Origin of the sequence: Frankia sp. AiPs1, from assembly GCF_023716945.1 — a bacterium.
GTDB lineage: Bacteria > Actinomycetota > Actinomycetes > Frankiales > Frankiaceae > Frankia.
This window is the reverse complement of record NZ_JAMQQF010000034.1, coordinates 1-26390: the sequence shown is the minus strand read 5'-3', so window position 1 is coordinate 26390 and position 26390 is coordinate 1. Positions and strand designations below refer to the sequence as shown.

14 protein-coding genes and 1 pseudogene are annotated in these 26390 nt (G+C 69.0%); 4 read left to right on the top strand and 11 right to left on the bottom strand.

All coding sequences use genetic code 11. The annotated features are described in order from the left end of the window. Nucleotides 1–98: 98 nt before the first annotated feature. Nucleotides 99–788 (bottom strand): annotated as a pseudogene (locus tag ND748_RS06420) (response regulator transcription factor); the annotation flags it as partial. Nucleotides 789–1070: 282 nt separating this feature from the next. After that, the gene (locus ND748_RS06415; RefSeq protein WP_374215855.1) at nucleotides 1071–2369 is read right to left on the bottom strand and encodes an ATP-binding protein; all 1299 of its coding nucleotides are present in this window, start codon (nucleotides 2367–2369) and stop codon (nucleotides 1071–1073) included. Nucleotides 2370–2729: 360 nt separating this feature from the next. Between ND748_RS06415 and ND748_RS06410 the strand changes: the two genes are divergently transcribed. Further along, entirely contained in the window at nucleotides 2730–4655 is a 1926-nt protein-coding gene (locus ND748_RS06410) for a DNA cytosine methyltransferase (protein ID WP_251744741.1), read from the top strand. Here the strand turns inward: ND748_RS06410 and ND748_RS06405 are convergent. The 6 genes from ND748_RS06405 to ND748_RS06380 all read right to left on the bottom strand — a co-directional run bounded on the left by ND748_RS06405 (nucleotide 4568) and on the right by ND748_RS06380 (nucleotide 16744). Next, nucleotides 4568–5098: a very short patch repair endonuclease gene (locus ND748_RS06405; protein ID WP_285901692.1), complete on the bottom strand. Its 531-nt coding sequence runs from the start codon at nucleotides 5096–5098 to the stop codon at nucleotides 4568–4570. The genes ND748_RS06410 and ND748_RS06405 overlap by 88 nt on opposite strands. Nucleotides 5099–5106: 8 nt before the next feature. Continuing rightward, complete coding sequence (dcm, locus tag ND748_RS06400; protein ID WP_251744739.1) at nucleotides 5107–7035, bottom strand: DNA (cytosine-5-)-methyltransferase; 1929 nt, start codon at nucleotides 7033–7035, stop codon at nucleotides 5107–5109. 85 nt (nucleotides 7036–7120) lie between these two features. Next, a complete protein-coding gene (locus ND748_RS06395) occupies nucleotides 7121–8893 on the bottom strand; it encodes an AIPR family protein (RefSeq protein ID WP_251744738.1) in 1773 nt (590 codons plus the stop codon). Further along, nucleotides 8890–11775: an RNA polymerase sigma factor RpoD/SigA gene (locus tag ND748_RS06390; protein ID WP_251744737.1), complete on the bottom strand. Its 2886-nt coding sequence runs from the start codon at nucleotides 11773–11775 to the stop codon at nucleotides 8890–8892. Before ND748_RS06390 ends, ND748_RS06395 begins: the two co-directional genes overlap by 4 nt. 8 nt (nucleotides 11776–11783) lie before the next feature. After that, a complete protein-coding gene (gene drmB, locus ND748_RS06385; protein WP_251744736.1) occupies nucleotides 11784–13574 on the bottom strand; it encodes a DUF1998 domain-containing protein in 1791 nt (596 codons plus the stop codon). Beyond that, nucleotides 13571–16744 carry a helicase-related protein gene (locus ND748_RS06380; RefSeq protein WP_251744735.1) on the bottom strand — a complete coding sequence of 1058 codons (3174 nt, stop codon included), beginning with the start codon at nucleotides 16742–16744 and terminating at the stop codon, nucleotides 13571–13573. Before ND748_RS06380 ends, drmB begins: the two co-directional genes overlap by 4 nt. A gap of 450 nt (nucleotides 16745–17194) precedes the next feature. Here ND748_RS06380 and ND748_RS06375 point away from each other — a divergent pair, with 450 nt between their 5' ends. From ND748_RS06375 to ND748_RS06365, 3 genes are all read left to right on the top strand, one after another. Next, entirely contained in the window at nucleotides 17195–19303 is a 2109-nt protein-coding gene (locus tag ND748_RS06375) for a UvrD-helicase domain-containing protein (RefSeq protein WP_251744734.1), read from the top strand. Nucleotides 19304–20159: 856 nt separating this feature from the next. Continuing rightward, nucleotides 20160–20741: a hypothetical protein gene (locus tag ND748_RS06370; RefSeq protein ID WP_251744733.1), complete on the top strand. Its 582-nt coding sequence runs from the start codon at nucleotides 20160–20162 to the stop codon at nucleotides 20739–20741. 155 nt (nucleotides 20742–20896) lie between these two features. Next, complete coding sequence (locus ND748_RS06365) at nucleotides 20897–21643, top strand: dienelactone hydrolase family protein (RefSeq protein ID WP_251744732.1); 747 nt, start codon at nucleotides 20897–20899, stop codon at nucleotides 21641–21643. Nucleotides 21644–21719: 76 nt separating this feature from the next. Here the strand turns inward: ND748_RS06365 and ND748_RS06360 are convergent, their stop codons facing one another. From ND748_RS06360 to ND748_RS06350, 3 genes are all read right to left on the bottom strand, one after another. After that, on the bottom strand, nucleotides 21720–24050 hold the full coding sequence (locus ND748_RS06360) for an Hsp70 family protein (RefSeq protein WP_251744731.1): 2331 nt from the start codon (nucleotides 24048–24050) through the stop codon (nucleotides 21720–21722). A 587-nt stretch (nucleotides 24051–24637) separates the two neighbouring features. Next, nucleotides 24638–25402, bottom strand: coding sequence for a hypothetical protein (locus tag ND748_RS06355; protein ID WP_251744730.1), 765 nt, complete (start codon nucleotides 25400–25402; stop codon nucleotides 24638–24640). Between the two features lie 100 nt (nucleotides 25403–25502). Beyond that, nucleotides 25503–26309: a response regulator gene (locus ND748_RS06350; RefSeq protein WP_251744729.1), complete on the bottom strand. Its 807-nt coding sequence runs from the start codon at nucleotides 26307–26309 to the stop codon at nucleotides 25503–25505. Between the last annotated feature and the right edge of the window lie 81 nt (nucleotides 26310–26390).

Sequence of the window (26390 nt, the reverse complement as noted above, 5' to 3'; positions counted from 1 at the left end):
ACCGCCGCCGACCCGCCAGCCAGGCCGAACGCGCCGCCCCGGGCCGTCGCGGGCGGCGGGGAGGCCGACGTGCCCCCCGGTCGGACCGGATAGTCGGTCTCGGCCGGTCGCAGCACGTAGCCGGCACCCCGCATCGTGTGAATCATCGGCGGCCGGCCGGCGTCGATCTTCTTCCGCAGGTAGGACACGTAGAGCTCGACGACGTTCGCCTGCCCGCCGAAGTCGTAGTTCCAGACCCGGTCGAGGATCTGCGCCTTGCTGAGTACCCGCCGCGGGTTGCGCATGAAGAAGCGCAGCAGCTCGAACTCGGTCGCGGTCAGATGCACCGGGACGCCGCCGCGCGCCACCTCGCGGCTCTCCTCGTCCATGGTCAGGTCGCCGACGGCGAGCCGCGCGCCCTGCAGCGCCTCGGTGGTCCGCGCCGCGCGCCGCATGAGCCCGCGCAGCCGGGCGACGAGCTCCTCCAGGCTGAACGGCTTCGTCACGTAGTCGTCACCGCCGGCGGTGAGCCCGGCCACCCGGTCCTCGACGGCGTCACGCGCGGTCAGGAACAGCACGGGAACATCCGGGCTCTCCGCCCGCAGCCGCCGCAGCACCTCCAGCCCGTCCATGTCGGGCAGCATGATGTCGAGCACCACCGCGTCCGGCCGGAACTCGCGCGCAAGCCGCAGCGCGCCGCGCCCGTCGCCGGCGCTGCGCACCTCCCACCCCTCGTAGCGCAGCGCCATCGACAGCAGCTCCGCCAGCGTCGTCTCGTCGTCCACCACGAGTACCCGCACCGGTTGCATAGGGGACAGCTTCTCCCGGATCCCTGGCCGCTACCTGAGTCCTGGCTGTGAAATTCCTGTGAGCGGCGGGGGTGGAGGGGGTCGTCTCAGGACTGCTGTTTCCAGCCCGGCACACGACCCGACTCTCGACGACGCTTCGTCGCCATGTCCGGTCGTGCACAGTGGATGATCCGCCGAGGTCGGCGATCGATGTTTATGTGATCACATTCAGTGACCGATGGCGGTCTCTCTCCGGGATCTACAGATCACATCGTCGGACACGCCGCCAGCGAGAGGACTCGGTCACACAGCAGGGTCAAGGGCGGAAGCTATGGCGGGAGCGTCTCGGCGGACGATGTTGAGAATGGACTCCAGAGCCTCGTAGTGCCCGGCCTGCATCGCGGCAGACTTCAGTGCCAAGCCCGCCAGAGCCAGATCGGCGCTCGATGCGGACGGCGACTGACGGGCGCCGAGATGCGGGGGCAGGTTTCCGTGAGATGAGGATCGGCGGTAGGTGACGTTGGCCGCCAGACACAGTTCGTTGATCGAAGCAGTGATCAGCTGGCGGAGCTGTGGCGGTACCGAGACCCGCATCTTCGAGACGTTGATGTTGAAGGCGGGATCGAGCGAGGTGTCGAAATCGAGTGACGCGCGGGCCAGTTTGGTGTGTTCGTCGATGCCGCGGATACCGGCCCAGCCGCCCCACTGGACAAGTCGGTCCGCACGGTACACGTAGAGGCCCTGTTGCCTGTTCCAGTTCAGTGGACCCGACAGGCGGTCGAACTCCTCCTGTGACGAGAACTGCGGACGCGTGGGGAGAACGAACCGTTGCAGGCGCGCGACGCCGGTCCGGTCGCCAGTCGTCACCTCGAACTGCTGTGCGGGGAGCTCGCGGCGATGTTCCTCGTCCGGCGCGAAGGGGTTCCAAGGCTGAATCTTCTCACCGTTGACCGAGATGGTGATGTGCCTTCCGTCAGGAAGCTTCTCGAGGAAGCGGTGAAACACGACGGCGAGATGATCGGCGGTCTTCCGGGCGTAGCTGTCGAGGCGGCGACGTGCCCAGCCTCCCTCGGGACGCTTCTCAGGCAGTACCCGATCGAGCGAACGCCAGAGGACGACGGTGCCCGGGGCGTTGCCGAGCAGGTCTCGTGCCCGGTCGGTCTCAGGTGTCTGGCGGGGCGCGACGACCAGCCACTCATCGCGTTCCTCGACGAGGTCGAGATCGAGCTCGCGGACAAACACCCGGTCCGCGGAAGCTGCTCGTCTGGTGACGACGGTGACGGATCTGCCCTGAGAGAGGGACGCGGTCTTCAGGCCAAGACCGTAGCGGCCGAGATCGTCTTCTCGGTAGCTGCGGCGTGAGCCGAAGCGGAGCGCCTCGACCAGCGCGTTCTCGCTCATACCGGTGCCATCGTCCGCGATCAGGACTCGGGAGTCGGCGCCATCGAACTCGACGATGACCTGAATGTGGTTGGCGCCCGCGGACACGCTGTTGTCGACGAGATCGGCGACGGCGGCCGGGAAGTCGTAGCCAACGTCTCGCAGGGAGCGTGTGAGTCGTGCCGCGGACGGGGTCACCTCATAGGTCCGGCGACTTCCCACGCAAACCCCCTCCATTGCCTCGATCCGGGCGGCCTCCAGGATCTCACAGGCGCCCGCGCCGGCGAGTCCCTATGTGGCAGGCGGTCCTTGCCGTTGTCGTGGTCCGGAGGGGGATGCGCGGGCGTCGTGGAGTGGTGCGAAGTCCGCTGCGCTCGTTGTGGAAGATGCCGAGCGAGAGGTACTTGCCGTGGCTGCGATGCGAACGTATGTTCGCGTCGACGGCAGGGGCTAGCCGGATCGGGTGGTGGCGTACAGGCGCCCTCCGGCTCCCCGCTGCAGTTGGTGTTAACTACTACCGCGCGTCGGTAGTTGCACCGGTTCCGACGGATCTGGTCCGACGGTCCCTGGGGGAGGGCGGCGATGGCTACCTACGGCGTGCGGCTGGAGCGCAGTGATCTGCTGCGACTGCCACCCTGCCCGGGTAGCCCTGCCGAGAAGGAGTTCGTCGCCTGGTGCCAGGCTGAAGAGGCGTCCGGCCGGCGTCTGGCTGTGGATCTTTTCAGTGGTGCGGGCGGCCTCAGCCTGGGGCTGGAGCAGGCAGGCTGGACAGTTGTCGCGGCCGTCGACCAAGATCCTCGTGCGGTGGAGACCCACCGTGCCAATTTCCGAGGCAGGGCGATGGCTCTCGACCTGAGCGAGCCCAGGAGCCGGGCCGAGCTGGTGGAATCGCTCGCCGGTGTGGATATCGACCTCGTCGCGGGAGGCCCCCCCTGCCAGCCGTACAGCCGGGCCGGCTCGAGCAAGATACGCAGCTTGGTCGCGCGGGGAACGCGGTCCCGCATCGACCCGCGCCGTGAGCTCTGGATGGCGTTTCTCTCGGTCGTGCTCGAGCTGGAGCCTCGGGCCGTTCTGATGGAGAACGTGCCGGACATGGGCCTCGGCGACGACTTCCAGACGGTGCGCCGAATCGTCGGTGACCTGGAGCGGTCCGGCTATGTCACCGAGGTGCGGATCATCGACACCTCGAAGTTCCGGGTACCCCAACATCGTCGTCGGCTGATCCTGCTCGCCCGTCGGGACGGTGCGCCCTTCCTCTGGCCGCCCACGGGCGAGCAGCCGCAGGTCACGGTGAGAGACGCGATCAGCGACCTGCCTCCGTTGGGCCTGACGACCGGAGCTCGGGAGCTGCCGTACAGCGAAACCGAGCTGACCGATTTTGCGCAGCAGATGCGCGAGGGCGCCGACGAGCGTTTCGTTCACGACCATTTCACTCGTCCGGTCCGGGACGATGACCGTCAGGCATTCGCGCTCATGAGCGAAAAAACTCTCTATTCGCAGCTTCCAGTCGAGATGCGGCGGTACAAGGCGGACTCCTTCGACGACAAGTACAACCGACTGGGCTGGTCGGAACTCAGCCGGACGATCACCGCGCACATTGCGAAGGACGGCTACTGGTACATTCATCCGGAGGAACTGCGGACCCTGACCGTGCGTGAGGCAGCGCGCATCCAGACGTTCCCTGACAGGTTCCGGTTCGCCGGATATCGAAGCGATGCCTTCCGGCAGATCGGCAACGCGGTTCCCCCGCTTGCGGGAGAGGCAGCGGCTCTGGCTCTGAAACCACAGCCGGAGCAGAAGGAAAAGATCGAGGCCACGCCATCTAGCTGGCCGGATGTGTACCGGCGGCTTGAAGGCTGGGGCGCGGGCCTCGCGAGGAGCGAGGCGTGGACGATGGTTCCTGGCAGGGCGATGACGCCGCTGGTCGCGCTGGCCTGCGCTTTGCTGTCCCGGCCGTTCCCGATCCCAGCCGAGGACATGCCCGCGCTCGCGTGGCTGCGCGGCCGGAACGGCCTCGACGAGGCGGTACTCGACGCCTGCCTGCACATGGCGCCACGTCACACTAGGCGCAGGCTGCAGCGACTCCGCAAACTCGGAAACGGCCCGTTGCCGGAGGAAGCCGAGGACGTGATCAGAGTTGTCGGTCTTCGGCCGGCCGAGGCGAGAGTGTTCAAGCTGCTGTGTGGCTACGACGTGCTCGTTGCCAACACGAGCACCATCCGCGTCGCCGCGCGGTTCCGCGGAAGCAGGTCGCACGAACAGAATCCCCTGACCGACGGCCGCATCGACCTCGCGCGGCTGGTCGGAACTGACGAGGAAGCGCCGTTACGCATGGCTGCCATCCGTCACCTTGGCATGACGATCTGTGTTTCGGAAACGCCTGACTGTCAGGCATGCCCCTTGCGTCCGGCAGGCTGCGCCTACGCCCGTTGGGTGGACGAACAGGCAGGGCGGGCAGGGGCCCGGCTCGACGAGGCACTGGCCGCTGACGGCCTCTGGGCGTCCTGAGCGGCGCGCTGCACCAGCACTGCGGCTTCCTCGACGTCGCGGCGTACCTGGCACTCCCAGATGCGCAGGACGGTCCAACCCGCCTCGGCCAGTGTCGCGTCGTTGCGGCGGTCGCGGGTCCGGTTCGCCTCCATCTTCTGCCGCCACAGCTCGGCATTCGGTCCGCGGTACTCCTTCATGCCGTGTACCGGGCAGCCGTGCCAGAAACAGCCGTCCACGAAGACCGCGAGCCGCCAGCGGGCAAGCACGAAATCAGGCGTACAGCGCGGCGCGATCGTCTGATGGAGCCGAAAGCGCAGGCCGAGCCCGTGTACCGCCCGGCGCAGCGCCACCTCGGGCCGGGTGTTCTTGGTCCGCCGTGCCCGCAGATGGCTGCCTGCCTCTGTCGGGACCCAGGTTGGCTTCCCATGGGAGCCCTGTCGATCTGCTGCCGGTAGAGGCATCCCAGTGATCACATCTCTGTCCCGGCGTCGACTCCCTCAGGCATCGATTGCCGGTAATGACAGGAGGATGCGAGCGGGCACTGCGAGCAGATCGGATCGTGGGGTCGGCAGACCGAGTTGGCGAGCGCCACCAGTGCCAGATGGGCCTCGCGGGCGGTGCCAGGGCCTCCGATGAAGCGGGCCACGGCGAGGCGTCCGTCCGACATCCGGTTGTGGTAGTCAACGTCACTTCCGCCGTGGCGGGCGGCCAGACGCAGTACTCCCTTGCTGATCAGGACCGGCTCCGGGCTCGCGTCGACATCCGTTGCCGGAACCGCCAGGACCGCGAGGTCGAAGACCGACTCGGGAATATGAGGAATCTTCCCTGTGGGGTCGGGTGCATCGAGCGCCGCGGGGTTGTCCACCAGCCACCGGGCTGCCGACAGCAGCTGTTCGGCGCGGTGCCGGCGCTCGATCCAGGTGGCGGCGCGGAGTACATCTGCCTCGGCCCTGACAGTCGATGCAGGATTCGCCCAGCACGCAACCAGCGGCCACAGGAGCCGGGATCTGTCGACTGGCAACCGGTCGAGCAGCGTCTCACCCGCGATGACCTGCCAGCGGCTCTTGGCCGCCAACCATGGAATGGGCAGCGCTCCGTCCCGGTGTTCATCGAACCAGCCCGCCAGCAGGCCGGCGAGCTCAGTGGTCGTGGGCTGCATGGCCGCGGGATCCGGGACGGCCGAGGCTATGGACAGGGAGGCGTCGCGCAGTAGCGCCCGGGCCAGATGCTCGCCGAGCAGCGGGGGTACGGCGTTGCCGATCTGGCGAAAGGCGGCTGACGGCGGGCCGGCGAACCGAATGTGGTCGGGGAAGGTCTGCAGCCGGGCGGCTTCTCGGACGGTGAGGGTCCGGCTCTGTTTCGGATGGATGTACCAGTAGCCATCCTTGGCGATGTGCGCGGCGATCGTCCGGGACAGGTCGTTCTCGTCAAGCCGCTTGTACTTGTCGTCGAAGATGTCATCCCGATAACGCTTCATCTCGGGCGGCAGGTCCGAGTAGAGCATCGTTTCGTCCATGTACTCGAAAACCTGCCAGTCGTCCGGTCGGACAGGACGGGTGATGTGGTCGTACACCCGCTCGGACTGGCTCGCAGGAACGCCTTTTCGCATCGCTTGCTGGAAGCTGGTCTTATTTTCGGGGGCGTACGCGGACCAGCCGCTCGCGCCGCCGGGTGGGCGCCAGCCGCCCTCGACCTCGGGAAGGTCGCCGATCGCGTTCCCCACTGTGACCCGGTAGTCGACCTCGTCCGGCCAGGCGAACCGTATCGGGGCGCGCGTCGCCACGACAATCAGGCGCTGGCGGAACTGCGGCACACCGTAGCGGGAGGTGTCGACGAGCCGCGCTGCCACGCGGTAGCCGAGGCCCTCCAGCGTGTGGACGACGGTCCGAAAGATGAACATCTCCCGATCCAGCGCCATGTCCGGCACGTTCTCCATCAGTACACAGGCCGGTCTGGCCCGCTGCACCACCGCGAGGAAGGACTCCCACAGGTCGCGGCGGGGGTCGTGGGCCGCGGAGAGCCCCGACCGTACCTGGTGCCGGATCTTCGACCGGCCGGCGCGGGAGAACGGCTGGCAGGGTGGCCCGCCCACCACGACGTCCAGGCGCAGCGAGCGGATCAGCTCCGCGACCTCGTCGACCTTTGCCGGGTCCGACAGATCCTCGTCCAGGGTGAGCCCGCCGAGGTGGTGCCGGTGTGTCTCGGTCGCATCCGGGTCGTGGTCAACGCCCAGCACGACGCGTAACCCGGCCTGTTCCAGCCCCAGGCTCAGGCCGCCCGCCCCGGAGAACAGGTCCGCCGCCAGCAGCTGCTCCGGCTGTTCGGCACGGAGCCGTTCGACGAGCGTGCGCAGCTCGTCTCGGTTGCTACAGCTCTCCGAATGCGGCGCCAGGCGCACGAAGGGCCCTCTTACCAGCTTGACAGCATACGTGTTACCAGAACCACCAGCCCGGTCTGTGCTCGCCGGGTGGGGGCCGGGTCCGCTAGGCGGCATCGGATGCCGGTACGGCGAGGTCGGTGACCAGATCGGCAGGCGGGTTCCACCTGATCAGCTGGACCTCGTGCCAGCTGGCCTCCTGCTTGCACCACTCGGTGATGTTCTTGTTGCCGGGCGGGTTGGTGATCCGCTCGCGTACCAGCGCTGCGAGGTCGGGTACAGCCTGCTCCAGCGAGTCCGGGATCGCCTGTGCGCGCCAGATCCGGCTCAGGTCGATCGTGCCGCCGGAGCGGTCGACGATCAGCGAGATCGACGCCGCGGTGATGTTGGCCAGGTAGCCGTGGTAACCCTGTTGCTGGATGATCTTACGTACCTGGTTGTAGAGGATTGCCTTGGCGACCAGGTCGCGGAAGTCGGTGTCGGTCGGCGCGTCGTTCGTGCTGGGCTCACCGTGCATCGACCATTCCTGGAAGCACTTCTGGCCACCCAGGCTCGCGATGTGCGGACTGCATTGGTATGCGTAGTCGAACTTGGCCGCATCCGTCTTGGTGATCTTCTGGCCTTTCGGATTGTCCAGGTCGAACTCACGCCGCTTCGACTGAGTCGTGAAGCGGGCCCGGTCGACGTCGTACTGGCCTCGCACCCGTTCGTAGTACCAGTGGGTCTGCCGGGCTGCGATACCGGACGCCGGTGCCCAGACTGCACGCGACTGGTTCTCCATCGCGACGTGGTACGGGCTGTTGCCCTCGAAATCGGCCGCGGTGACGGCGTTCTGGGAGTTGGCGTACATCGAGATCTTCGGGACGAGCTCGTCAAGCATCCGGTCACCGACGACCGTGAACTTGGTAGCCACGTGGACGTCGCCCAGTCCCTCGACACTGGCCCGGAGCGCTATGTGCAAGGACGCCGTGGTCTGGCCGCCGTTGACGATCTGCAGGTCACGGATCGTGCGGATGATCCGGCGCCCGTCGGCGGTCATGGCGAAATCCATGGCCGTAGCAGTTGCCGAGATGCCGTTGTTGTAGGCGAGGAACCGCCCTGGACTGTTTTTGATCGTCTCGGCGATGCCTTTGTTGACCTTCGTGCGGGCCTGTAGAAATGCGCGAACATTGCGCTGCAGCAACCGGCTGTGATGGCGGTCGTACAGCTCGGCGATCAGTCGTGCCGGCAGGATCGCGAGTACGCACTCGTACTCGGCCGGCTGCCGGGGCGCCTCCAGGCACTGGATCTCGTAGCCCATGCCCAGCAGGTCAACGATGATCTCTTCTTGGCGTCGTCCGGAGGTCATCAGGCGGTGCAGCCGGGTCAGGTCCCACACCTGGATGGCCACCTGCAGGTTGTCCACCTGCAGGTCCGTGGCCCAGGCGTTGGCCCTGCCGACGAGGCCGTCGGTGAGCACCACGATCTGGACCTTTTCGAAGTCGGCCCACGAGTCCCGGATCCGCTCAGCCATGTCCCGCTGGGCTGACTTCTCCAGCTCGTCCGGCAGCCCGACCAGGCAGGCGCCGGCAAAGTTGACGGCATACCGGATCAGCTGGTCGATCTGGCTTTTCTTCACCATCTGCTCGCCATGGTGGACGGACAACAGCCTCAGAATCGCACCGTCGGTGCTGATGTCGAAGCCGGCAACCTCCAGGTTGCGGTTCTTCCACTGAGTGCGGACGAAGCCGTACTCCGGGTTGTCCAGCGTTCCGTCCTCGGTGAGCGCCTCGCCGGCAACCTGGACGAACGCCTCCTTCACCATGATGTCCTCGGACGTCGCCTTCTCGTACACCCACTTGTGGAGCTCCGCGACGAAGTCGGTGATCTCTGTGCTCATTGCTGTCCGATCTGGGAGTCCGCGGGCGATGCCTGGTGACGCCGGAACACGTCGGCTGACCGATACCTCGTCATTCGGGCGAGCCGGGCGATGTCCCGTTGTAGCAGAGCCGGGACCTGCAGTGGCTGGGTGGGCTCGTCGCTGCTCCAGGCCTCGAGCTGCGGCGGATCGACCTCGATCTCCAGGCGGGCGAGGTCCGAGTCCGCGTCGGGTTCGAGGTCAGGCAGGCCGAGCCACCCGCCAAGCGACCAGAAGTAGCCGCCCGACACGACGTACAGGCCCTGCGTCTGGCGCCAGGTCGCCGGTTCGCCGATCTCTCCGAAGTCGCCGCCGGTGAGCCGCGACGGATGGGGGAGGACGTAGGGGCGCACGCGGGCTGACAGGGCCTCGACCTTTACCAGCTCCGAGTCATAGTCCTGCGTGGCCGGATGCGTGAGCAGAAAGGGGTCCCGCGAGGCGACCGGTGTCCGGATCCGGGGTACCGGCGGCGTGGCGGCGGTGGACGTGGAACTCACCTCGGGTTCATCTCCAGGAGCGGCCATCGTGGTCGAGGCCGAATCCGATGGCGGGTTGTGGCTGTACTCGGGTCCGGGACCCGCGGTCGGACGATGAGCGGGCGTGCGCGGCGTGCCGCGGACAGCGCCCGGTGGTCCTGAGGCCGTCGCCGCTCGGCGGTTGCGGTGCAGGGCGGTCTGCGTGGACGCGGATGCGAGCCCGGGCTCCGGCATGGTGGCAACGTCCAGATACGCCTGGCGAATGCCAGTGGCCAGCTGCTCCCGAGCCTTCTTCTCGATCTGGCGGATGCGCTCCCGGGTCACGCCGTAGATCTGACCGACCTGCTCCAGGGTCCGCGGGTTGTCGTCGTCGAGGCCAAACCGCAGCCTGATGATCTCCGCACTCTTCGGACTCAGCCTCGCCAGCTCCGCGTTCACAGTCAGGCGATGCCACTCCCGGTCGAGGACCTCGTCCGGGTCGTTGCCGGGACACGGCAGCCCGATCAGCTCGCCAAGAACCGTGCCTCCGTCGTGGCCGGCGGGCTGGTCAAGGCTGACGACCTCCTGGCGTAGCAGGACGAGACATCGTTCGGCCTCGTGTTCCGACAGGTGGGCCGCGGAAGCAACGACCGGGATCGATGCATGGCCGACCGGCATCCGCATTTCGCCAAGAACACGCCGAACCCGGTTGACCTTCTCGGCAACGTGCACGGGCAGCCGGATCAGTCGGCCTTCGTCGGCCAATGCCCGCGTGATGGCCTGGCGGATCCACCAGGTGGCGTAGGTCGAGAACTTGTAGCCGCGCGTTGCGTCGAACTTCTGGACCGCGCGCATCAGACCTGTCATCCCGTGCTGCGACAGATCCTCGAACGCGAGGCCGTTGCCCTGGTATTTCTTCGCAATCGAGTGGACGAGGCGCTGATTGTGCAGCACCAGTGCGTCGTATGCTCGGGCCCGCTGGTCGCTATGGTGGAGCGGCCGGCGGAAGCTCTGCCCCAGGTCCTCGTGAAGAGCGCGATCCGGGCGCATGAGCATCGCGAGTCCGACCTCCTCGGCCGCGGTCAGGATGCGGCGGTCGGGATGACCGTGTAGACCGTCGTTGGCCAGGACGCAGTGGGCGCGGGCGACGGCATCTGCCGAAGCAGCCACCGAATCGGGATTGGCGTCCACCGGACCCGGCTCCTGCGCCAGCAGTGCCACAAGGTCGCGATCATCAGGGTCGGTACCGAGGTGGTCGGCGGAGGCCGAGTCCGGCCCGGTGGCGGTGCCGGCACCCGCCTCGGCGGGCTCGGGCGGAGGAAGACCGAACACGTCGCCAGCCGGCTGCATGCTCCGCTGGTCCTCGACCAGCCCGAGGGGAAGGCTGCGGATGAGACGTGGGTCGCCGATGCCCGAGTAGGCAAGAACAACGGTCCGACGCGCCCGTGTCACGAGATATTCCATCGTTGCCGGCAACGCCGGGGACGACACGTCGAGCATGACGTCCTGCAGCTCCGCGATGACGACCGTGTCGAACTCGACAGCGCGTGCGGACTCCCAGGTGGTGATCTTAAAGCCTGGGCTGGCCAGGTCGATCCGGCCGTTCGGAATGCGGAAACTGTCGCCGTGCTGGAACTGGGCCGTTCCTTGACCGAGCGCGCGATACAGGGCGTCCACCTGAGCCTTCTGCTGGACGAGTACCCCGATCCGCTCGCGCGGATGCCGGCTGTGATAAGCGCGCAGCCGCTCGGCCAGTCCGGCGAATTCCGGGGTGTGCCAGAGCGCGGGAAGACGCCCATCGACATCCGGTACCGCGGTCGCGGCACCACCGGCCCGTATTCGGAAGTAGCCGGCCAGCTGTGCGATCGGTAGGGAGTTACGGCGGTTGTCCGACAGGGCGATGGTCGCCGGGCCACCCATCGCCGTCCGGATCTCCTGTACGGAGGTCGTGCCGAGGCCCGAGTCCGCTTCCACGAAAACCGTCATCGGTATTCGGAGAGCGCGAAGAAGAAGATAGAATCCCCGAGGTATCCGGGTACCATCGACCACGATGACGTGCCGACCGATGCGTGGCGGAGTGGCCAGGTCGAGTGCGCGGGTCACGCAGGCGCGGAAGTCGTAGACCCAGCGCGTCGGCGATGGCGGTCCTTCCTGAAAGAGCGCGTGCCACAGGCGGTCGATGAACTTGTGATATCCCTGGATCACGGTGGCTTGCCCGGCGGTCGGAAGCAACGTGTTCAGATAGCCGAGGAGCAGCGTGCCGTCGGCGATGACTGTGACCGGGCGACCGGTCGTGGTGAGAGATGCCGCGGTGCGGGCAGCGGACGCCGCCATCCGAGAACCCAGCGAGGCCACGACGAGCGTCGAGCCCGAGGATGCGACCTGGTTTGCGCCAGATGCGCCGACCATGGCAGCCATCACCGGGGACCAGCGCTGTAGGCGCTCTCGACAGCGGCGACCGCCTCGCGGAAGAAGCCGAACTCCTCATCCAACACGAGGCTGCGGTCAAGCAGCCGGTTCGAGGTGACACAGCTGGTCTCCGGAACCAGTGCACACGCGTGGCAGGCGGCGAGAGAAAGAGCATGCGGGCCCTGACCGGAGGACTCGCCGCACACCGGGTCGAACGAGCACCATCGCGCAGCGGCCAGTGCCCCGGTGATCAGGCGGACGAGCAGGTCCGGGGCGCCAAGCCGAACAAGGCCACCCATGGTGCCCTCGGAGTCACCGGCAGCCGTGTAGATCAGGATGCCGGCCATCCGCGGTCCGCCCTTCGGGCTGGTTACATACAGGCGTTCTCGCATGGACGACGTCGAGTAGCCGGCCTCGAAGGCGGTCTGACGCAACAGAAGGTGTGCGAACGTGTGCAGCAGCAGGAAACGCGGTGTCGCCGTGGGCAGCCAACCGAACTCGGGTCGGGCATCCAGCCGGCGGCTGAGCGTCCTCGCGCGGTCAACCACCTGCGGCCGCTGTTCCCAGCTGGCCAGTGCCTCCTCGTTGAAGCGCAGGAAGAACCCCTCGCCGAGTACCTCCACCGCGGGCAGAACGCCGTTTCGGGATGAGAGGTTCGCATGGACCTCATGCTCCATGGTGTGGCGCTCGAACCCGCGCAGCACCCTGACCTCACGAAGGCGTTCGACCCTTGTGACCTCGGTGACAATGTATTCCAGCTGGCTCGCCACCGGGGCCAGCCGGTAGCCGGCCGCCGAGGCATGCATCTTCGTTACCCTGGCCTGGAAATTGTCGCGAGAATCTACGATCTTCGGTGGATCGGTGAGAGCCATCCACTCTTCGGGCGCGATGTCGTCCTCGGAACGGGAAACGGTCGCGACGTCCTCGTGCCGGATGGCCCTGTCCAGCTGTCTCTCGATCTCGTCGGTGGCGATTCCAGTGTCCTCGGAGATGAACTCGAGGCGCTCGGCCCGCCGCTTGTTCGGCTCCTCCACCAGACGGCGGAAATCGCTGTTCTCCCGCAGCCGAAGCGCGGGATCGTTCCGCCGTTCCCAGTCGGAGTCCGGTGGAAGATCGATAGCCGAGACCGTGCGCGGAAAGTAGACGCTTGACGCGCCACGCTGGACGGCCCGCAGCTGCTGATCGCACCGACTGCTCTCGGAGTCGGTCTGCCACGGTTGCCGGCCAGAGCACCCCTGCCCGACGCGCCGGAGTGAATCCTTGGCCGGCAGGTTCTCCAACGAACGCGCAGAGCCGCAGCTGAGACAACGGACCTGCGTGGAGCGCAGGCCACCACCGACGCCGCCACTCGTCTCGAAAGTGAGGCGACTGTGCCGACAGGGGCCGCCACTCCTACCGGACCCGGACGAGTGCGCCCAGCGCCACCAGTCGACATCGGTGAGGTGGCCATTGCCGCAGATGGCCACGAACCGCATGGGAACAAGGCGTCGACCCGGACAGGTCTCACAGCTGGGAGCAGCGTTCCTCTTCTCCCGGGCGGTGCTCCACCGCTCCATCCGGCGGCAGCCCGGGCAGAAGAGCCACTGCGGGAACCGGTAGTAGGGCAGGCTTCCGCCATTGGGAGCTGTCCCGATCTCCCGTACGCCGAGGATCTCCGTGAGACGGGGCATCGTGACGTTTTCATGCCACGGCCAGCGGCCGGCGTCCTCGGCAACGAAGGACTCTCCGGCGACATCAATGATGGCCCCGACTCCGAACGGGCTGACGGTCTGAGAGCGACGAACCCGACGAACCGTCACCTTCCTGCACCCCTGATCCTGAAGTTCACGGTGACGTCGACGTCCCGCATCGAATTGAGGGTCGGCCAGGCATCGGCCTTCTCCTCGTGGCGGCGGATGACGGTCGGCCCCGGATTTCTCGGGCCTCTGGTCTGGTAGGTCAGCCCAGGCTGCTCGCCGGCTGTCCGCAGCGCCTTCGCACTCCATTCGGCGGCCAGTCGCCGAAGGTCCTCGGCGACGTTCTCGTGCTCCTCGGCGTCTGCCAGCCGTGCACGTTGCACGAGCTGATCCATGAGGTCCTTCATTGCGGCGTCATCCCGGTCGAAGGAACCGGCGTCAAGCTCCCTGCTCCAGCCGCGAGCGTGACGCGCGAGGATGACGAGGTCCGCATGCAGGGCCCTGTTCCGCGCCGGGAGCGAGAACGGTGTCACGGAGGTCGGTTCGACCGAGCGGTAGAGCGTCGCATGGTCGGCGATGAATGCCTCGTAATGGGACCGGTCGCGCGGCTTTGACGGTGAGTACAGCGTGACGACCAGCCCCGGATGCTTCCGGCCGACCCGGCTGCTCGCCTGGATGTACTCGGCCGTCGTCTTGGGCTGCCCCACCACGACCATCAGTCCGAGGCGGCTGACGTCGACGCCGACGGACAGCATGTTTGTGCTGGCGGCCAGCGAGACCGCGCCGGGCCGGTCGTGTCTCCGGCCAAGCCGCTCCAGCACCTTCGGGATCTCGCGTGCCGGGACATTGCTGGTCAGCTCAACGACGTCGTCGTCGGTCAGCGGTCGGAGCCTGTTCTCATCCACCGCGATCACTTTTGTGCGGGCGGGAATGTCGTCGTTGGCCAGGGTGATCGTCTTGCCGAGTTCACGAAGGCTGTTGTGATAGGCGACGAGCGTCCGGTAGGCGTCCTGGCCGTCTGGAGTCAGTTCGACGTCGACCGGGGCCTGCAGCAGTGCCGCCGCCAGCTGGACGAGCGCCGTCAGAGGAGTGTGGCCCTGTGGCATGACACCGACGTACAGCCGGCCCGGCGCCTCGTGATCCGTCCGGACGAAGTACGAGTCGTCGGCCTCGAGCCCGGCAGGCGGGAACAGCGCGACATCCCGCCCGAAGACGCCGGCGGTCTGCTGTTGTGCGCGCCGGATGGTCGCCGTCGAAGCCACCAACTTCGGCCGGGTCCGGTTCTGGCTCAGCAGGACGTCGAAAGCGGCCTCGTAGATCCCGACCATCGTGCCAAGTGGCCCGGAGATCAGGTGGAACTCGTCCTGGATGATCAGAGACGGTGCGGAGCGGCCTCTCGAGCCGAAGAAGACGCCGGCCCGCGCGTCCCACGCCATGCGGGTGAACTTGTCAACGGTGCCTACCAGGAAGGTGGGCGGGTTCTCGTATAGGTCCTCGTCGACAGAGGACATCGGTAGCCGGTCGTGGAAGGGACATCCGGGGTTCAGACAGCGGACGAGGAACGCGTCGTTGGTGACCTCCAGGCCCCACCGGTGGATCGTGGAGTCGTCACCCGGGACGATCCTTGTGCCGCACCAGGGGCAGGACTCGATCTGGAAGCTCTCGTCGACCGGCTCGGACTTCCTGAGCTGCTCCAGCAGTCTGCGGGCCGTCCGGTAGTCGTTTGGGCTGTTGTTGCTCCCGACCCACAGACCGATCGAGATGGGCTCTGAGCCCAGCAGCGCCGGATCCTCCCGGCGAAGGAGCTCGCAGGCGCAGATCAGCGTGGCTGCGCGCTGGAACTGCTGTGCGGTCAGCAGCCGGAGGGTGTATCGGGTGATTACCGTCGTTCCGCTGGCCTGGCGACCGCCGCGAAGGCGGCGCAGCATGATGACGAACGCCGTCAGGCCAAGGTAAGCCTCCGTCTTCCCACCGCCGGTGGGGAACCAGATCAGGTCGACGATGTCCCGGTCCGGGCTTTCGTCGACTGCGGCTCCGCGCAGGGTGAGCAGCAGGAAGCCCAGTTGGAACGGGCGCCAGTGGTATGTCCCCGCCGGGTAGTCCGGGCTGACGTCTGGTAGGTCGGTGAGCTCGTGCGGCTCGCCTGCGAGGGCGGCGCCGCCGTGCACCATCTGATGGTGCATCGCGCGGTTTGCGAGTGCGAACGCCCGTCGGACGGTGCTGTCCGATGCCAGCAGGCGCACGCCGGACCGCATGCGCCGACGGGCGTGGTCGACGTCCGTCAGGACTCGATCCGCCGTGGTGTGGAGGTGGATCGGCACGTCGTAGAGCCGGGCGCGCAACGAATCGGTCCAGATGTCGTAGCTGTCGACAAACGCATCGAGTGCTCGGACCAGGTCAGTCGCCGCCGCTGTGTCGAACCGTGAGAGCCTGGCAAGGTCGAGGATCTGCTCGTGTCCGGGCACGGCAAACGAGATGCCGGGGACGACATGTGTCGGCACGAACGACGAGTGGATCCACTCGGGCGTCTGTCTGCCATCGCCGGACCAGGCCGCCGCGACACCGTGGCCGACCGCGTAGGTCGGCACCGTGCGGTAGAGGAGCTCCAGTTCCCCGGCCTCGTCGTCGCCGTACAGATGGGTCGCCCGCGGATAGGGCCGGATCTCGCCGGACTCCGGCCGTGCTCGCACAGCCACCTGGAGAAGACAGTTCGCGGCCTCCTCGGCCCGCGACTCGGCCCTTGCGCGGTTGACAAGAGATACGGTGACGATCGATCCGCCGTCCATGTGGGGCCGCCAGACCACGTCGACGCTGGCCATGCCGTCGAGAATTGACAGGCGCCGGCTGCGGCGTCGATCAGAGGGGCCGGCCGGCGTCAGCCGTAGAGCATCGTCACCGACGAACTGGACCGGTCGGCGCGCCCAGCGCTTTGGACTGCCATCCTCCGCGACGTAGCGGGCGAGCGTTATCTCGACGATGATCGGGGCCCACGAGCCGATCATGAAGCTGAGTCCGACCGAGCTGGGCTTGTTCTGACCGGCCAGCGTCATCGGATCCTCGTCGGTCTCGTCCCCGAACTGGCCGCCCTGGTCATCGAGCACCTCGGCGGCATCCGTGGGAGGGCCTGACTCGTCTTCCTCGGGCGACACCTCGAACTGTGGGTACAGGATCCCGCACAGATAGCGCGCTGCTGGCTCCTCCAGCAACATCTCGGCATCGCCGCCGATCGGACCGACGAGCTGACGTTCGAGGTAATCGACGATCTTCCGCCGATCGTCCGCGCTGGAACTCACGATGCCCCCTGCATCTCGTCTGCCCAGCCAGAAGCGGGCCTCGGCCCGGCTGGTTGCCGTCCGTACGCGTCTGGCTGACTACGTTGCGAGAATGAAGATTGCCGCTGAGCAACGGAGCCGTTCCGCCTGTTGGTCGATCATCGGGCCGAACATGTCCCTCCGTTCGCTCGGGTCATCGTCCGCGTGTGAATGGCCATGGCCGGTGGAGGTGCGGATCCAGGTCGTGGTGGGCCCCCACTTCCCACGCGCTGCGCGGTGTCGGCGCCGTACTGTGCTGGCGGCCCCCGGGGGAGCGTCATTCTGCATCGCGAGACTACTATGTGCTGCGCCGCTAGGTACCTGCCCGCATACGTTGCGCACAACGAACCCTCGGTGGTGTACCGATCGCAGACTGCCGGGAAGGCGGTTCAGCCTCCGCTTGATGTGATGGATCAAACACTCGGGGTGTTTATGGCTTCGCTCGGCTTCGCGCAGAGCTTCTTCAGGCGCCTTCCGGATCTTCCCAAAGAGGTCCAGAAGCGGATCCCCGACCTGCTCAGCCGGTTCCAGGAGAGCACGGTCGCGGGCCTCCATCTCGAGAAGCCGCATGCCATCGCGGATGACCGTGGACGGACGATCCGAGTCACGAAGTTCTGGCGGGGCGTAGTCATGGCGCCCGCAGAGGGCGATCACTACATCCTTTTCGACGTGCTCGAGCATGACAAGGCATACGCGTGGCTGGAGCGGCACACGTTCACGATCAACTCTGCGACGCGAGAGGTGGAGATCCTGGATGTCTCCGCGATGCGAGCCGTCGCTGCCGCACTGCCGACCTACCCTGCGCATCAGGCAACCGGCATGTTCGACTCGTATGACGACGCCGTACTTCTGGATCTCGGAATCGAGACCGCGAACCTGCCGCTCGTCCGCCGGATCCGGTCGGACACCGATCTTGATCTGCTGACTGGAGCTGTCCCAGCCAGCCAGCACCAGGTCCTCGAGATGCTGGCCGCCGGCTACGCCGTGCGTGAGGTACGGGCCGAACGCGGTATCCCCACCGGATCGGACCGCCCCGGGACGGAGGCGACCGCGCTGCGGGGTGGGGTCTTCGGCTCGCCGACCGTCTTCGTGCCGAAGGGCATCAGGGAGCTGCAGAATGCGCTCGACCACCCGCTGGATCTGTGGCGGATCTTCCTGCACCCGTCGCAGCGCAGCACCGCCTACCGGGAGAGATTCGCGGGCCCGGTGCGGGTCACCGGCGGGGCCGGCACCGGGAAGACCGTCGTCGCACTGCACCGCGCCCACCATCTCGCCCGGCAACTGCCCGGCACGGTAAGGCGACCCGTTCTGGTCACGACATTCGTGCGTACACTCGCCGACGGCCTGAAGGCAAACCTGGCCTCGCTCGACGCGGTGACCGGCGCCGACACCGGCTCCTTGATCGAGGTCACCACGGTCGATGCGCTTGCCCACCGCATTGTGACCGAAGCCGAGGGGTCGGCTCCGAATGTGCTTCTTGACGAGGAGGTGCTGACCGGGCGATGGATCGACGCCGCGGCCGCCACCGACGTGACCTGTCCGCCAACGAGGCTCCGCCAGGAATGGGAGAACGTGATCCTGGCCAGAGGGGTGCGGACGGCGGAGGACTACCTGTCCGTCTCCCGGACGGGGTCGGCACAAGCTCTGACAAGGCGGCAGCGGCTGCGGGTCTGGGCGGCCGTCGAGCACTTTCTCGATCGAATGCATACCGCCGGTGAACGGACCTTCTACCAGCTTGCGGACGATGCGGCGCGGTACGCCCGGGCCATGCCGGCCGGCGATCTGTTCCCGCATGTCGTCGTCGACGAGGCGCAGGACCTGCATCCCGCTCAGTGGCGGCTGCTCCGCGCGGTGGTGCCTGACGGTCCCAACGACCTGTTCATCGTGGGTGACGCGCACCAGCGGATCTACGACCATCGGGTTGCCCTGGCCACCATGGGCATCAACGTGCGCGGCCGGTCCTACCGCCTGAGGCTCAACTACCGGACCAGCGAGGAGATCCTCACCTGGGCCATCGCGCTGCTGGAGGGCCAAGTTGTCGACGATCTTGATGGCGGTGTCGACGACCTGGCCGGATACCGCTCGGCGTTTCGTGGCACGCGTCCGCCAACGATGCACGGATATCCGACGCCTGCCGCGGAGCTGGACGGACTTGTGTCGACGGTGCGTGGGTGGATTGACGGTGGTGTCGAACCATCCGCGATCGGCGTCGCGGCGCGCACCCGCAGAGCGGCCGACGCCGCCACCAAGGCTCTTGGCGAGGCAGGGATCGAAGCCAGTTCACTCGACCGAAGATGGCGTGGGGGTGTCGAGACAGGGACCATGCACCGCATGAAGGGCCTGGAGTACCGGGCGATGGCTGTCGTTGACGTGGCGGCGCGCTCGGCCGTCACCCCGAAGACCAACGATCCGGCGCTACACGCCCAGGACACCCTGCGCGAGCTGTGTCTTCTGTACGTGGCATGTACCCGTGCCCGGGAGTTCCTCGCCGTTTCATGGTCGGGTAGACCAAGTCCGTTTCTGGCAACCCTCGTGACCTGACGCGTACGACTCGGCGTGACGCGACCTGCCGTTCTGTGTCGATTCTGTCAAGGCTCGTCACCCCGCCAGGCGGCAAGTGCAGAGCGAACTTCAGGTCGGCGCCCCACGTGGTTGCGGCGGTCTGCGGCCAAACGCCGAAGGCCCGTGCTCAGCAGGGCGTTGCGCTAAGGGCTGAGCGAGGCGCGTGGTCAGCGCCCAGGGATGCAGCAGCAAGCTGGCGCCGAGCCGTTCGCTGCCGAGAACCGGGCCGTTGCGGTCTTCCGCGCCAGAGACAGTCAGCAGTCTTTCGGGGCTGTGGGCAAGGTACGCGCGCATCCACCGATCGTCCTAGGCCAAGCGGACCTGAGCCGTGGGGCCGTCTGATGATCAGGTCCACCCGGAGGGGCGGCGCGTCCTGGTCGCCGGTGGCGGGCCGTGGCGGCTCGGGGATGGCGGCGGCATCGGCATGGACGCCGGCCGGAGATCGTCGGCGCTGCCCTGACCGGTGTCGTCGGCGCTGCTCCGACCAGTGTCGAGGGGCCTGGCGCTGACGGGATCGGCGGTGGCGGGTCCGGCGGTGGCGGGCCTGACGGTGGCGGCGGGGCTCGGCGGCGAGGCCGGGCCGCGCTACCCCTTTCGGCGTGGTCACCGACGGCGTCGGCGGCGTCCCGCGGTGACGATGCCGACGTCACACGACTGTCACCGAGGTGACGGTGGGTACCCCTGGGGAGCACGCTGTGATCTGTCGCGAGGACGACCAGGGAACTGCACCCCAAGGGGGGGTTCACCCGCGCAAACTGGGTACGTGCTCCGCATGGCTCGACACCGTCGTCCTCAGTCCGCCCGCCACGGCGTGCGCCCTCGCGTGGCGCGTCGGGTGGTACTGCCCACAGCCACTCTGGTCACCGCGGGGGTCGTCACGGTGGGAACTGCTTTCGCCTGTACCGGGTCCTCTGCCGCCACCGCGAGTACCGGGGTGGTCGCGGCGCCCGTTCGCGACGTCGCCGAGACCGTCGCCCCCTCCGCCCGCGATGCCGACGCCATCGACAGGGCGGTGCGCGCCAGCGAGTACACGGCGCAGGTCCCGGCGAAGGACTACGAGGTCGCCGGCACCCTCCTGGCGAGCAGCGACCCGAGCTGGGCGTACACCGAGCTGCACCCGACGGTCGCGGACCTCGATCGGGCGGAGGGCGTGCTGCACCGCACCGACGGCGGCTGGAAGCTCGTCCAGCTCGGCACCTACGAAGTGGGCTGCGGTGTCGCGCCGACGGCCGTGCTCGACGACTTCGGCCTGGAGTGCCCGCCCGCGGACGCCACGGACCCCGCCGCCACGGACCCCGCCGGAACGAGCCCCGCTGCCACGGACTCGGCCGCCACGGACCCCGCCGCCACGGACCCCGCCGGAACGAGCCCCGCTGCCACGGACTCGGCCGCCGCGGACTCGGCGAGTCCCGCCTGAGCCACTCGGGCGTCGCCGCCTGACGTGACGGTGCGGGCGCGCACCGCATCCGCCGGGGCCGTCTGTACCCTCTGGGCGCGGCATGGAGGATGCTGCTTGCCGTCATGGCTGCGCCCGGCACCAGGCCGGGAAGGTCCCAGCGGGAGGCGAACCGAGTGCCCGTTACCGAACTTGATGTACGCACGGCCGACGGTGTGATGGACGTGTACCTGCACACCCCCGACAGCGGCGGGGACACGACGCCGCCGGTCGTCATCTTCTACCCGGACGCCGGTGGCGTCCGTCCGGTCATGCATGACATGGCCGCCCAGTTCGCCTCGCGCGGATACGCGGTGGCGGTGGTGAACTTCTTCTACCGATCCGGCAAGATCTCGTTCGACGTCAGCAAGGTGTGGTCCGATCCTGATCTGCGCGCCGAGCTGATGGCCGTGATGGGCAAGGCGGCCCCGGCGCTGGTCGTTCAGGACACCGCGGCGCTGCTCGAGGTGCTCGACGCGCGGTCCGACGTGCGGGCCGACAAGGTCGGCACGGTCGGCTACTGCCGGGGCGGGCTGATGGCCTTCACCGTGGCCGGCGCGATCCCGGACCGGGTCGCGGCCGCCGCGTCGATCCACGGCGGTGGCATCGCCACCGAGGAGCCGACCAGCCCGCACCTGCGGGCGGACGACATCAGTGCGGCGCTCTACTTCGGCGTCGCGGCCGACGACCAGTCCTGCACGCCGGAGCAGCAGGAGCTGCTCACCGCGGCGCTGGACAAGGCCGGCGCCCGCTACGAGCTGGAGCACTACACCGCCGCCCACGGCTTCGCCGTCGCGGACAACCCCAGCCACGACGCCGCCGCCGAGCAGCGGCACTGGGAGCAGGTCACGGCGCTGTTCGCCCGGGAACTGCCCACCGGCTGACGCCGGCCGGACGCCCACCGCCACGCCCGGCCCACGCTCTCATCTGATGCGCGGGCCGGGCCTCTGGCAGCACCGGTCAGGGCGTGTAGATGATGTCCCAGAGGCGGGCGGTCATGTCCGTGCTGGTCGTGGCGAGCAGCAGGCCGAAGGGGGCGAAGGCGCAGCTCATCACGGTGCTGCTGTGGCCGGTGAGGGTGGCGATCGCCGCACCGGTCGAGACGTCCCACAGCAGGGCCGTGTCGTCGGTGCTCGCCGTCGCCAGCAGCCGGCCGTCGGGGGAGAACGCGCAGCTCTGGGCCGAGCCCGGCAGGGTCGCGACGGTGTTGCCGCTGCTCGCGTCGGTCAGCCGGGTGCCCTCGTTGCCGGCGGTCGCCAGCAGGCTGCCGTCGGGGGAGAACGCGCAGCCGCCGGCGAAGTTCGTGTGCCCCGGCAGGCTCATCAGGGCCTCCCCGACGGAGACGTCCCACAGCAGCGTGGACTCGGCGCCCGCGGAGACCAGCAGCCGGCCGTCCGGCGAGAAGGCGCAGCCGTAGACCGTGCCGCGATGCCCGTTGAGGGTGGCGATGTTCTTGCCGGTCGACGAGCCCCACAGTCGCACGGTGCGGTCGGTGCCGGTGGTCGCCAGCAGGCTGCCGTCGGGGGAGAACGCGCAGCCGTAGACGGGCCCCCGGTGCCCGGTCAACGTCACCGTCTGCCGGCCGGCGGCGACGTCCCAGATCCGGGCGGTCTTGTCGCTACCGGTGGTGGCCAGCAGGTTGCCGTCGGGGGAGAACGCGCAGCCGTGCACGACCAGGCTCTTGCGCCCGCTCAGCGTCAGCGCCGTGCGGCCGGTCGCCACGTCCCACAGCCGGGTGCCGTCCTTGCTGGTGGTGGCGAGCAGCGCGCCGTCGGGGGAGAAGGCGGCGGAGGTGACGTCGCGTTCGTGGCCCTTGAGCGTGGCCCGCGCGGTGACCTCCACGCGCAGCGACGGGCGGCTGCTGCGCTCGAAGCCGCGCAGGTCCGCGGCGCCCGCCGACCCCATCGGCGCCGGCCCCGAGGGCAGGGTGGTCGCGAGCCAGTCGGCGTCGCGGACCGGCGTGCCCGGCTCGGCGTGGACGTGGACGAGGCTGCCCGGCGCCTCGACGGCCAGGTCGAACAGGGAGCCGTCGGTCAGCCGGACGCGGGCCAGCACCGCGCCGGCGTCGAAACGCTCGCCCGGTTCGACCAGCCAGCGGACCATCGTCGCCCGCCCGCCCGGGATGTCCCAGCGGGCCGGCTGCTCCACCGGGTTCGGCCGCGCGGCGGTGGTCCGCCGGGTCGACACCGACGACGCCCACGCCGCCGCACCCAGCACCACGGCCAGCTCCGGGTCGACCGGGGAGAACAACTGCTGGCCCGGCCAGTCGGTGCCGACCCCGAGCCGCCCCTCCAGGACGTCGGTCACCACCGGGATGCGCGCGCTGCCGCCGACGACGAGCACGCCGCCGAGCTTGTCCGGCCCGTACCCCGCGGTCTCCAACAGATGCTGGCAGCAGGCCATCGTGCGGGCCAGGGTCGGCGAGGTGAGCTGGGTGAACCGGTCGCGCTGCATGCTGACCAGCAGGCCGGCCGGGCTGAACACGTCCTCGACGACGGCGATGTCGGTGAGCTGATGCTTGACCGCGCGGGCGAAGTCGAGCAGCTCGTGGCGGGTGCGGCTGGCCGTGGTCTGGTACAGGTCGCCGTGGCCCGGCGGGTTGAGCAGCGGCTCGAGCCCCGGGCCGTAGAGGCCGAGGATCTCGTCGAAGAGGATCTGATCGAGAGCGCGCCCACCGCAGTCGTGCAGCGCCGCGTGCGCGATCATCTCGTGTCGGCCGTTCTCGCCGACCGAGACCAGCGCTCCCTCGAACGTCCCGCCGCCGAGGTCGTAGACGAGCATCAGCGAACCGGGCTCCGGCTCGGCACCGACCAGCGGCGACCAGGCCGCGGCGACCGGCTCGGCGAGCAGGTCCACGTCGACGAAGCCGGCGGCCTCCGCCGCCGAGATCATGACCCTGCGCAGCGGGCCGGCCGGGTCGTAGCTGGCCGGCACGGTGACGACGGCCCGGGTCAGCGACTGCCCACCGAGCTGCTGCTCCGCCTCCGCCTTCAGGGCGCCGAGCACGGCGGTGACCAGTACGTGCGCGGGGTAGCCGCGGCCGTCCAGGGGGACGGCGCCGTCGCGGGCCAGGTCGCGCTTGATCTCGCCGCGGTAGGCGGCGGGCCAGATCCGCTTGCGGCGTTCGGCGAGGGTTCCGACGATCAGATTGCCCCCGTCGGCGAACACCGACGCCGGCCAGCTCACCGAGCCGCTGGCGGGTTCCCGGACCGGTTCGATGCGGCCCTCGACGGCAAGAGCCGCCCGGGCACTGCAGGTGCCGTAGTCGATCGCGAGGATCGGCTCGCCCACGGCACCCCCTGTCCACGATTCCGGTGGGCAGATCGTAGCGGCGCCGACCGGCGCACCAACGACACCCTCGCCAAACGGAAGGATAACGGGACCGACCGTCCATATGCGGTCGCCGCCCGTGGTTGCGCTGCGCCGTGGACCGTCGGGCGCCGGGTGGCCCCACCGTGGCCATGGCCAGGCCTATGGCGGGGCTGTGGCCGGGAGGGAAAGTGTCGGCTGATCGCCTTGGACGAGACCCGGCAGGCCAACGCGCTGTGGCCGCGGCCGGGAGCTGGAGACGAGTGGCGGACCGCCGGCCTCCCCCGAACAGGCCGTCGGTCCGCGGAACCACGCCGGTGCGCCCCCGATTCGGCACCTGGCCGTCTCGTCCCCCCCGACGAACTGACTTGGCCCGTCGCACCGGCGTGGTCCCTGTGCTCATCCTGCGGGATGTGGACAGCGCCCGCCATCCCCGATTCATCGGGGGAAAAGCGCCGAAGCACGCCGTCGAAGTCTGGGTTCCCCGCTCGTCTTCTGCGGCCACCGGCCTGTCGTCGCCGGCCTGCACCGCCCGCCTGCACCGCCGGCCTGTCGTCACCGGCCTGTCGTCACCGGTTCGGTCGGGCAATCCACCGGGCGGGGTGCCAGCCAGGCCGGCGCAGCTCCAGGGCCGCGACGGCCAGCTCGGTGAGTCGCTGAGCGACCAGCCGGCCGAGCTCGGCAGCGAGGCCGTCCGGCAGCGCCGAACCCTCGCCGGGGACGGCCCGTAGCCGCGCCACCACCGACCCGGCCTGGAGAACGCTCACGTGCTCGGTGCTCGGGGTGTCGCGGACGACGTGCAGCCGGACCTGCCTCGGGCCCTTTCCGCTGGTACTCGGCCCAGCGCCGCCCGCCCCACCCACCGCCGGGTCGGCTCCCTCGCGCGCATGTTGCTGGCTGTCCTCCTCGCGTGCACGTTGCTGGTTGTCTCCCTCGCGTGCATGTCGCGGGTCGTCGTCCTCGCGTGCACGTCGCGGGTCGTCTGCCGCAGCTGCGAGCGGCTGGGTGGCCGCTGGCCCGAGCAGCTCCCCGGCGAGCTCGCCGGCGCGGCGCGGGCTTCGTAGCAGCCAGCGCGTGTCGTCGAGCCGGTAGAGCTCCGCGTCGGGCGCACCCAGCCAGATGGCCTGGCCCTGGTGCACCGTCCGACTGCCGGATGGCGGGGCCGCGACGTCGGGCGCCCTGATCCGGCGCATCCCGGGCGGCAGCGCCGCCGCGTCGAGGAAGGAGACGAGGAAGGCGGCACACAGTCGGTCCGCCCGCGCCCGATTCCCCTCCTCGCCGACACCACCCATCCTGACGAGGGTGTGGGCGCAGGAGACGGCGGGCAATCCCACGAAAATCGGGGGGCGCGGCAGAGCACGCCGAGCCTCCCGAGCCCCCCGAGGACCGCGAGGACCGGCGGGGGTGGGTCGGACGGCGGCGAGCGGAGGTGAGTCAGTCGAAGCCGAGTTCGCGGGCCCAGTGCGCGGCGGCGGTGCTCGGGGGGATCGTCGGCGGGGCGTCGGGATGGCTCGCGAGGTACTTGGCCCGCACCGTGCGCAGGTAGTCGGCGACGACGCTGGCCTTGACGTTCATCGCCCGGGCCGCCTCCTTGTGGGACAGCCCCCGGCAGCCGACGAGGACCATCACCTCGGCCTCCCGCGGCGAGGGCCGGTGCAGCCGGCGCCGGCGGCGGGCGGTGTCGAAGATCCGGGTGAGGAGGCCGTGCGCGTCGGGCGCCGCGAGTCCCCACTCGGCGCACAGCTCGTCGAGATGATCCCCCTGGGCGAGGCCGCGCAGCAGGTTCCGTTCATCGGCGCCGATCTCGCCGCGCGACAGTGGCCGCCGTTGCGCGTCCTCCAACAGGAAGCCGGCGAGCCGGGCGGAGACGTGGTAGCTGCCCGCGGCCACCGCGGTCACCGCGGCCACGAACTGCTGCGCCGGCGCCGTCTTGTCGACGAACCCGCGGGCCTGCGCGGCGATCGCGTCGAGCACCTCGTCGGGCGTCGCCACCCCGGACGTCGTCAGGACGGGCAGGCCGCGGGCGTGCAGGTCGGCCACGGCCGCGGCGCCGGAGATCCCGGGCAGGTGCAGGTCGCAGACGACGACGCCGGGCGTGGCGCCACGGTTGAACGCCTCCAGGCTCGGGGCCGGCGCGAGGACCGAGAACCCGGCGCCGGCGAAGCGGGCGGCCAGCGACTCGGTGGCGATCGGGTGATCATCGATGATCGCCACCGAGACCGGCCGGCGCTCGGCGCTCACCGCGAACCCGCGACGCCCGCCGGCGGGGCCGGCGGGGTCGGCCTGGGCCGCGGTGGCTCCCGCTCGATCGGCGCGCTACCC

Bases quoted from the DNA above. Each gene is read 5' to 3' on its own strand.
- ND748_RS06390 (WP_251744737.1), bottom strand. From the start codon at position 11,775: ATGGTCGGCGCATCTGGCGCAAACCAGGTCGCATCCTCGGGCTCGACG.
- ND748_RS06395 (WP_251744738.1), bottom strand. From the start codon at position 8,893: ATGAGCACAGAGATCACCGACTTCGTCGCGGAGCTCCACAAGTGGGTG.
- ND748_RS06405 (WP_285901692.1), bottom strand. From the start codon at position 5,098: ATGCCTCTACCGGCAGCAGATCGACAGGGCTCCCATGGGAAGCCAACC.
- ND748_RS06410 (WP_251744741.1), top strand. From the start codon at position 2,730: ATGGCTACCTACGGCGTGCGGCTGGAGCGCAGTGATCTGCTGCGACTG.
- ND748_RS06375 (WP_251744734.1), top strand. From the start codon at position 17,195: ATGGCTTCGCTCGGCTTCGCGCAGAGCTTCTTCAGGCGCCTTCCGGAT.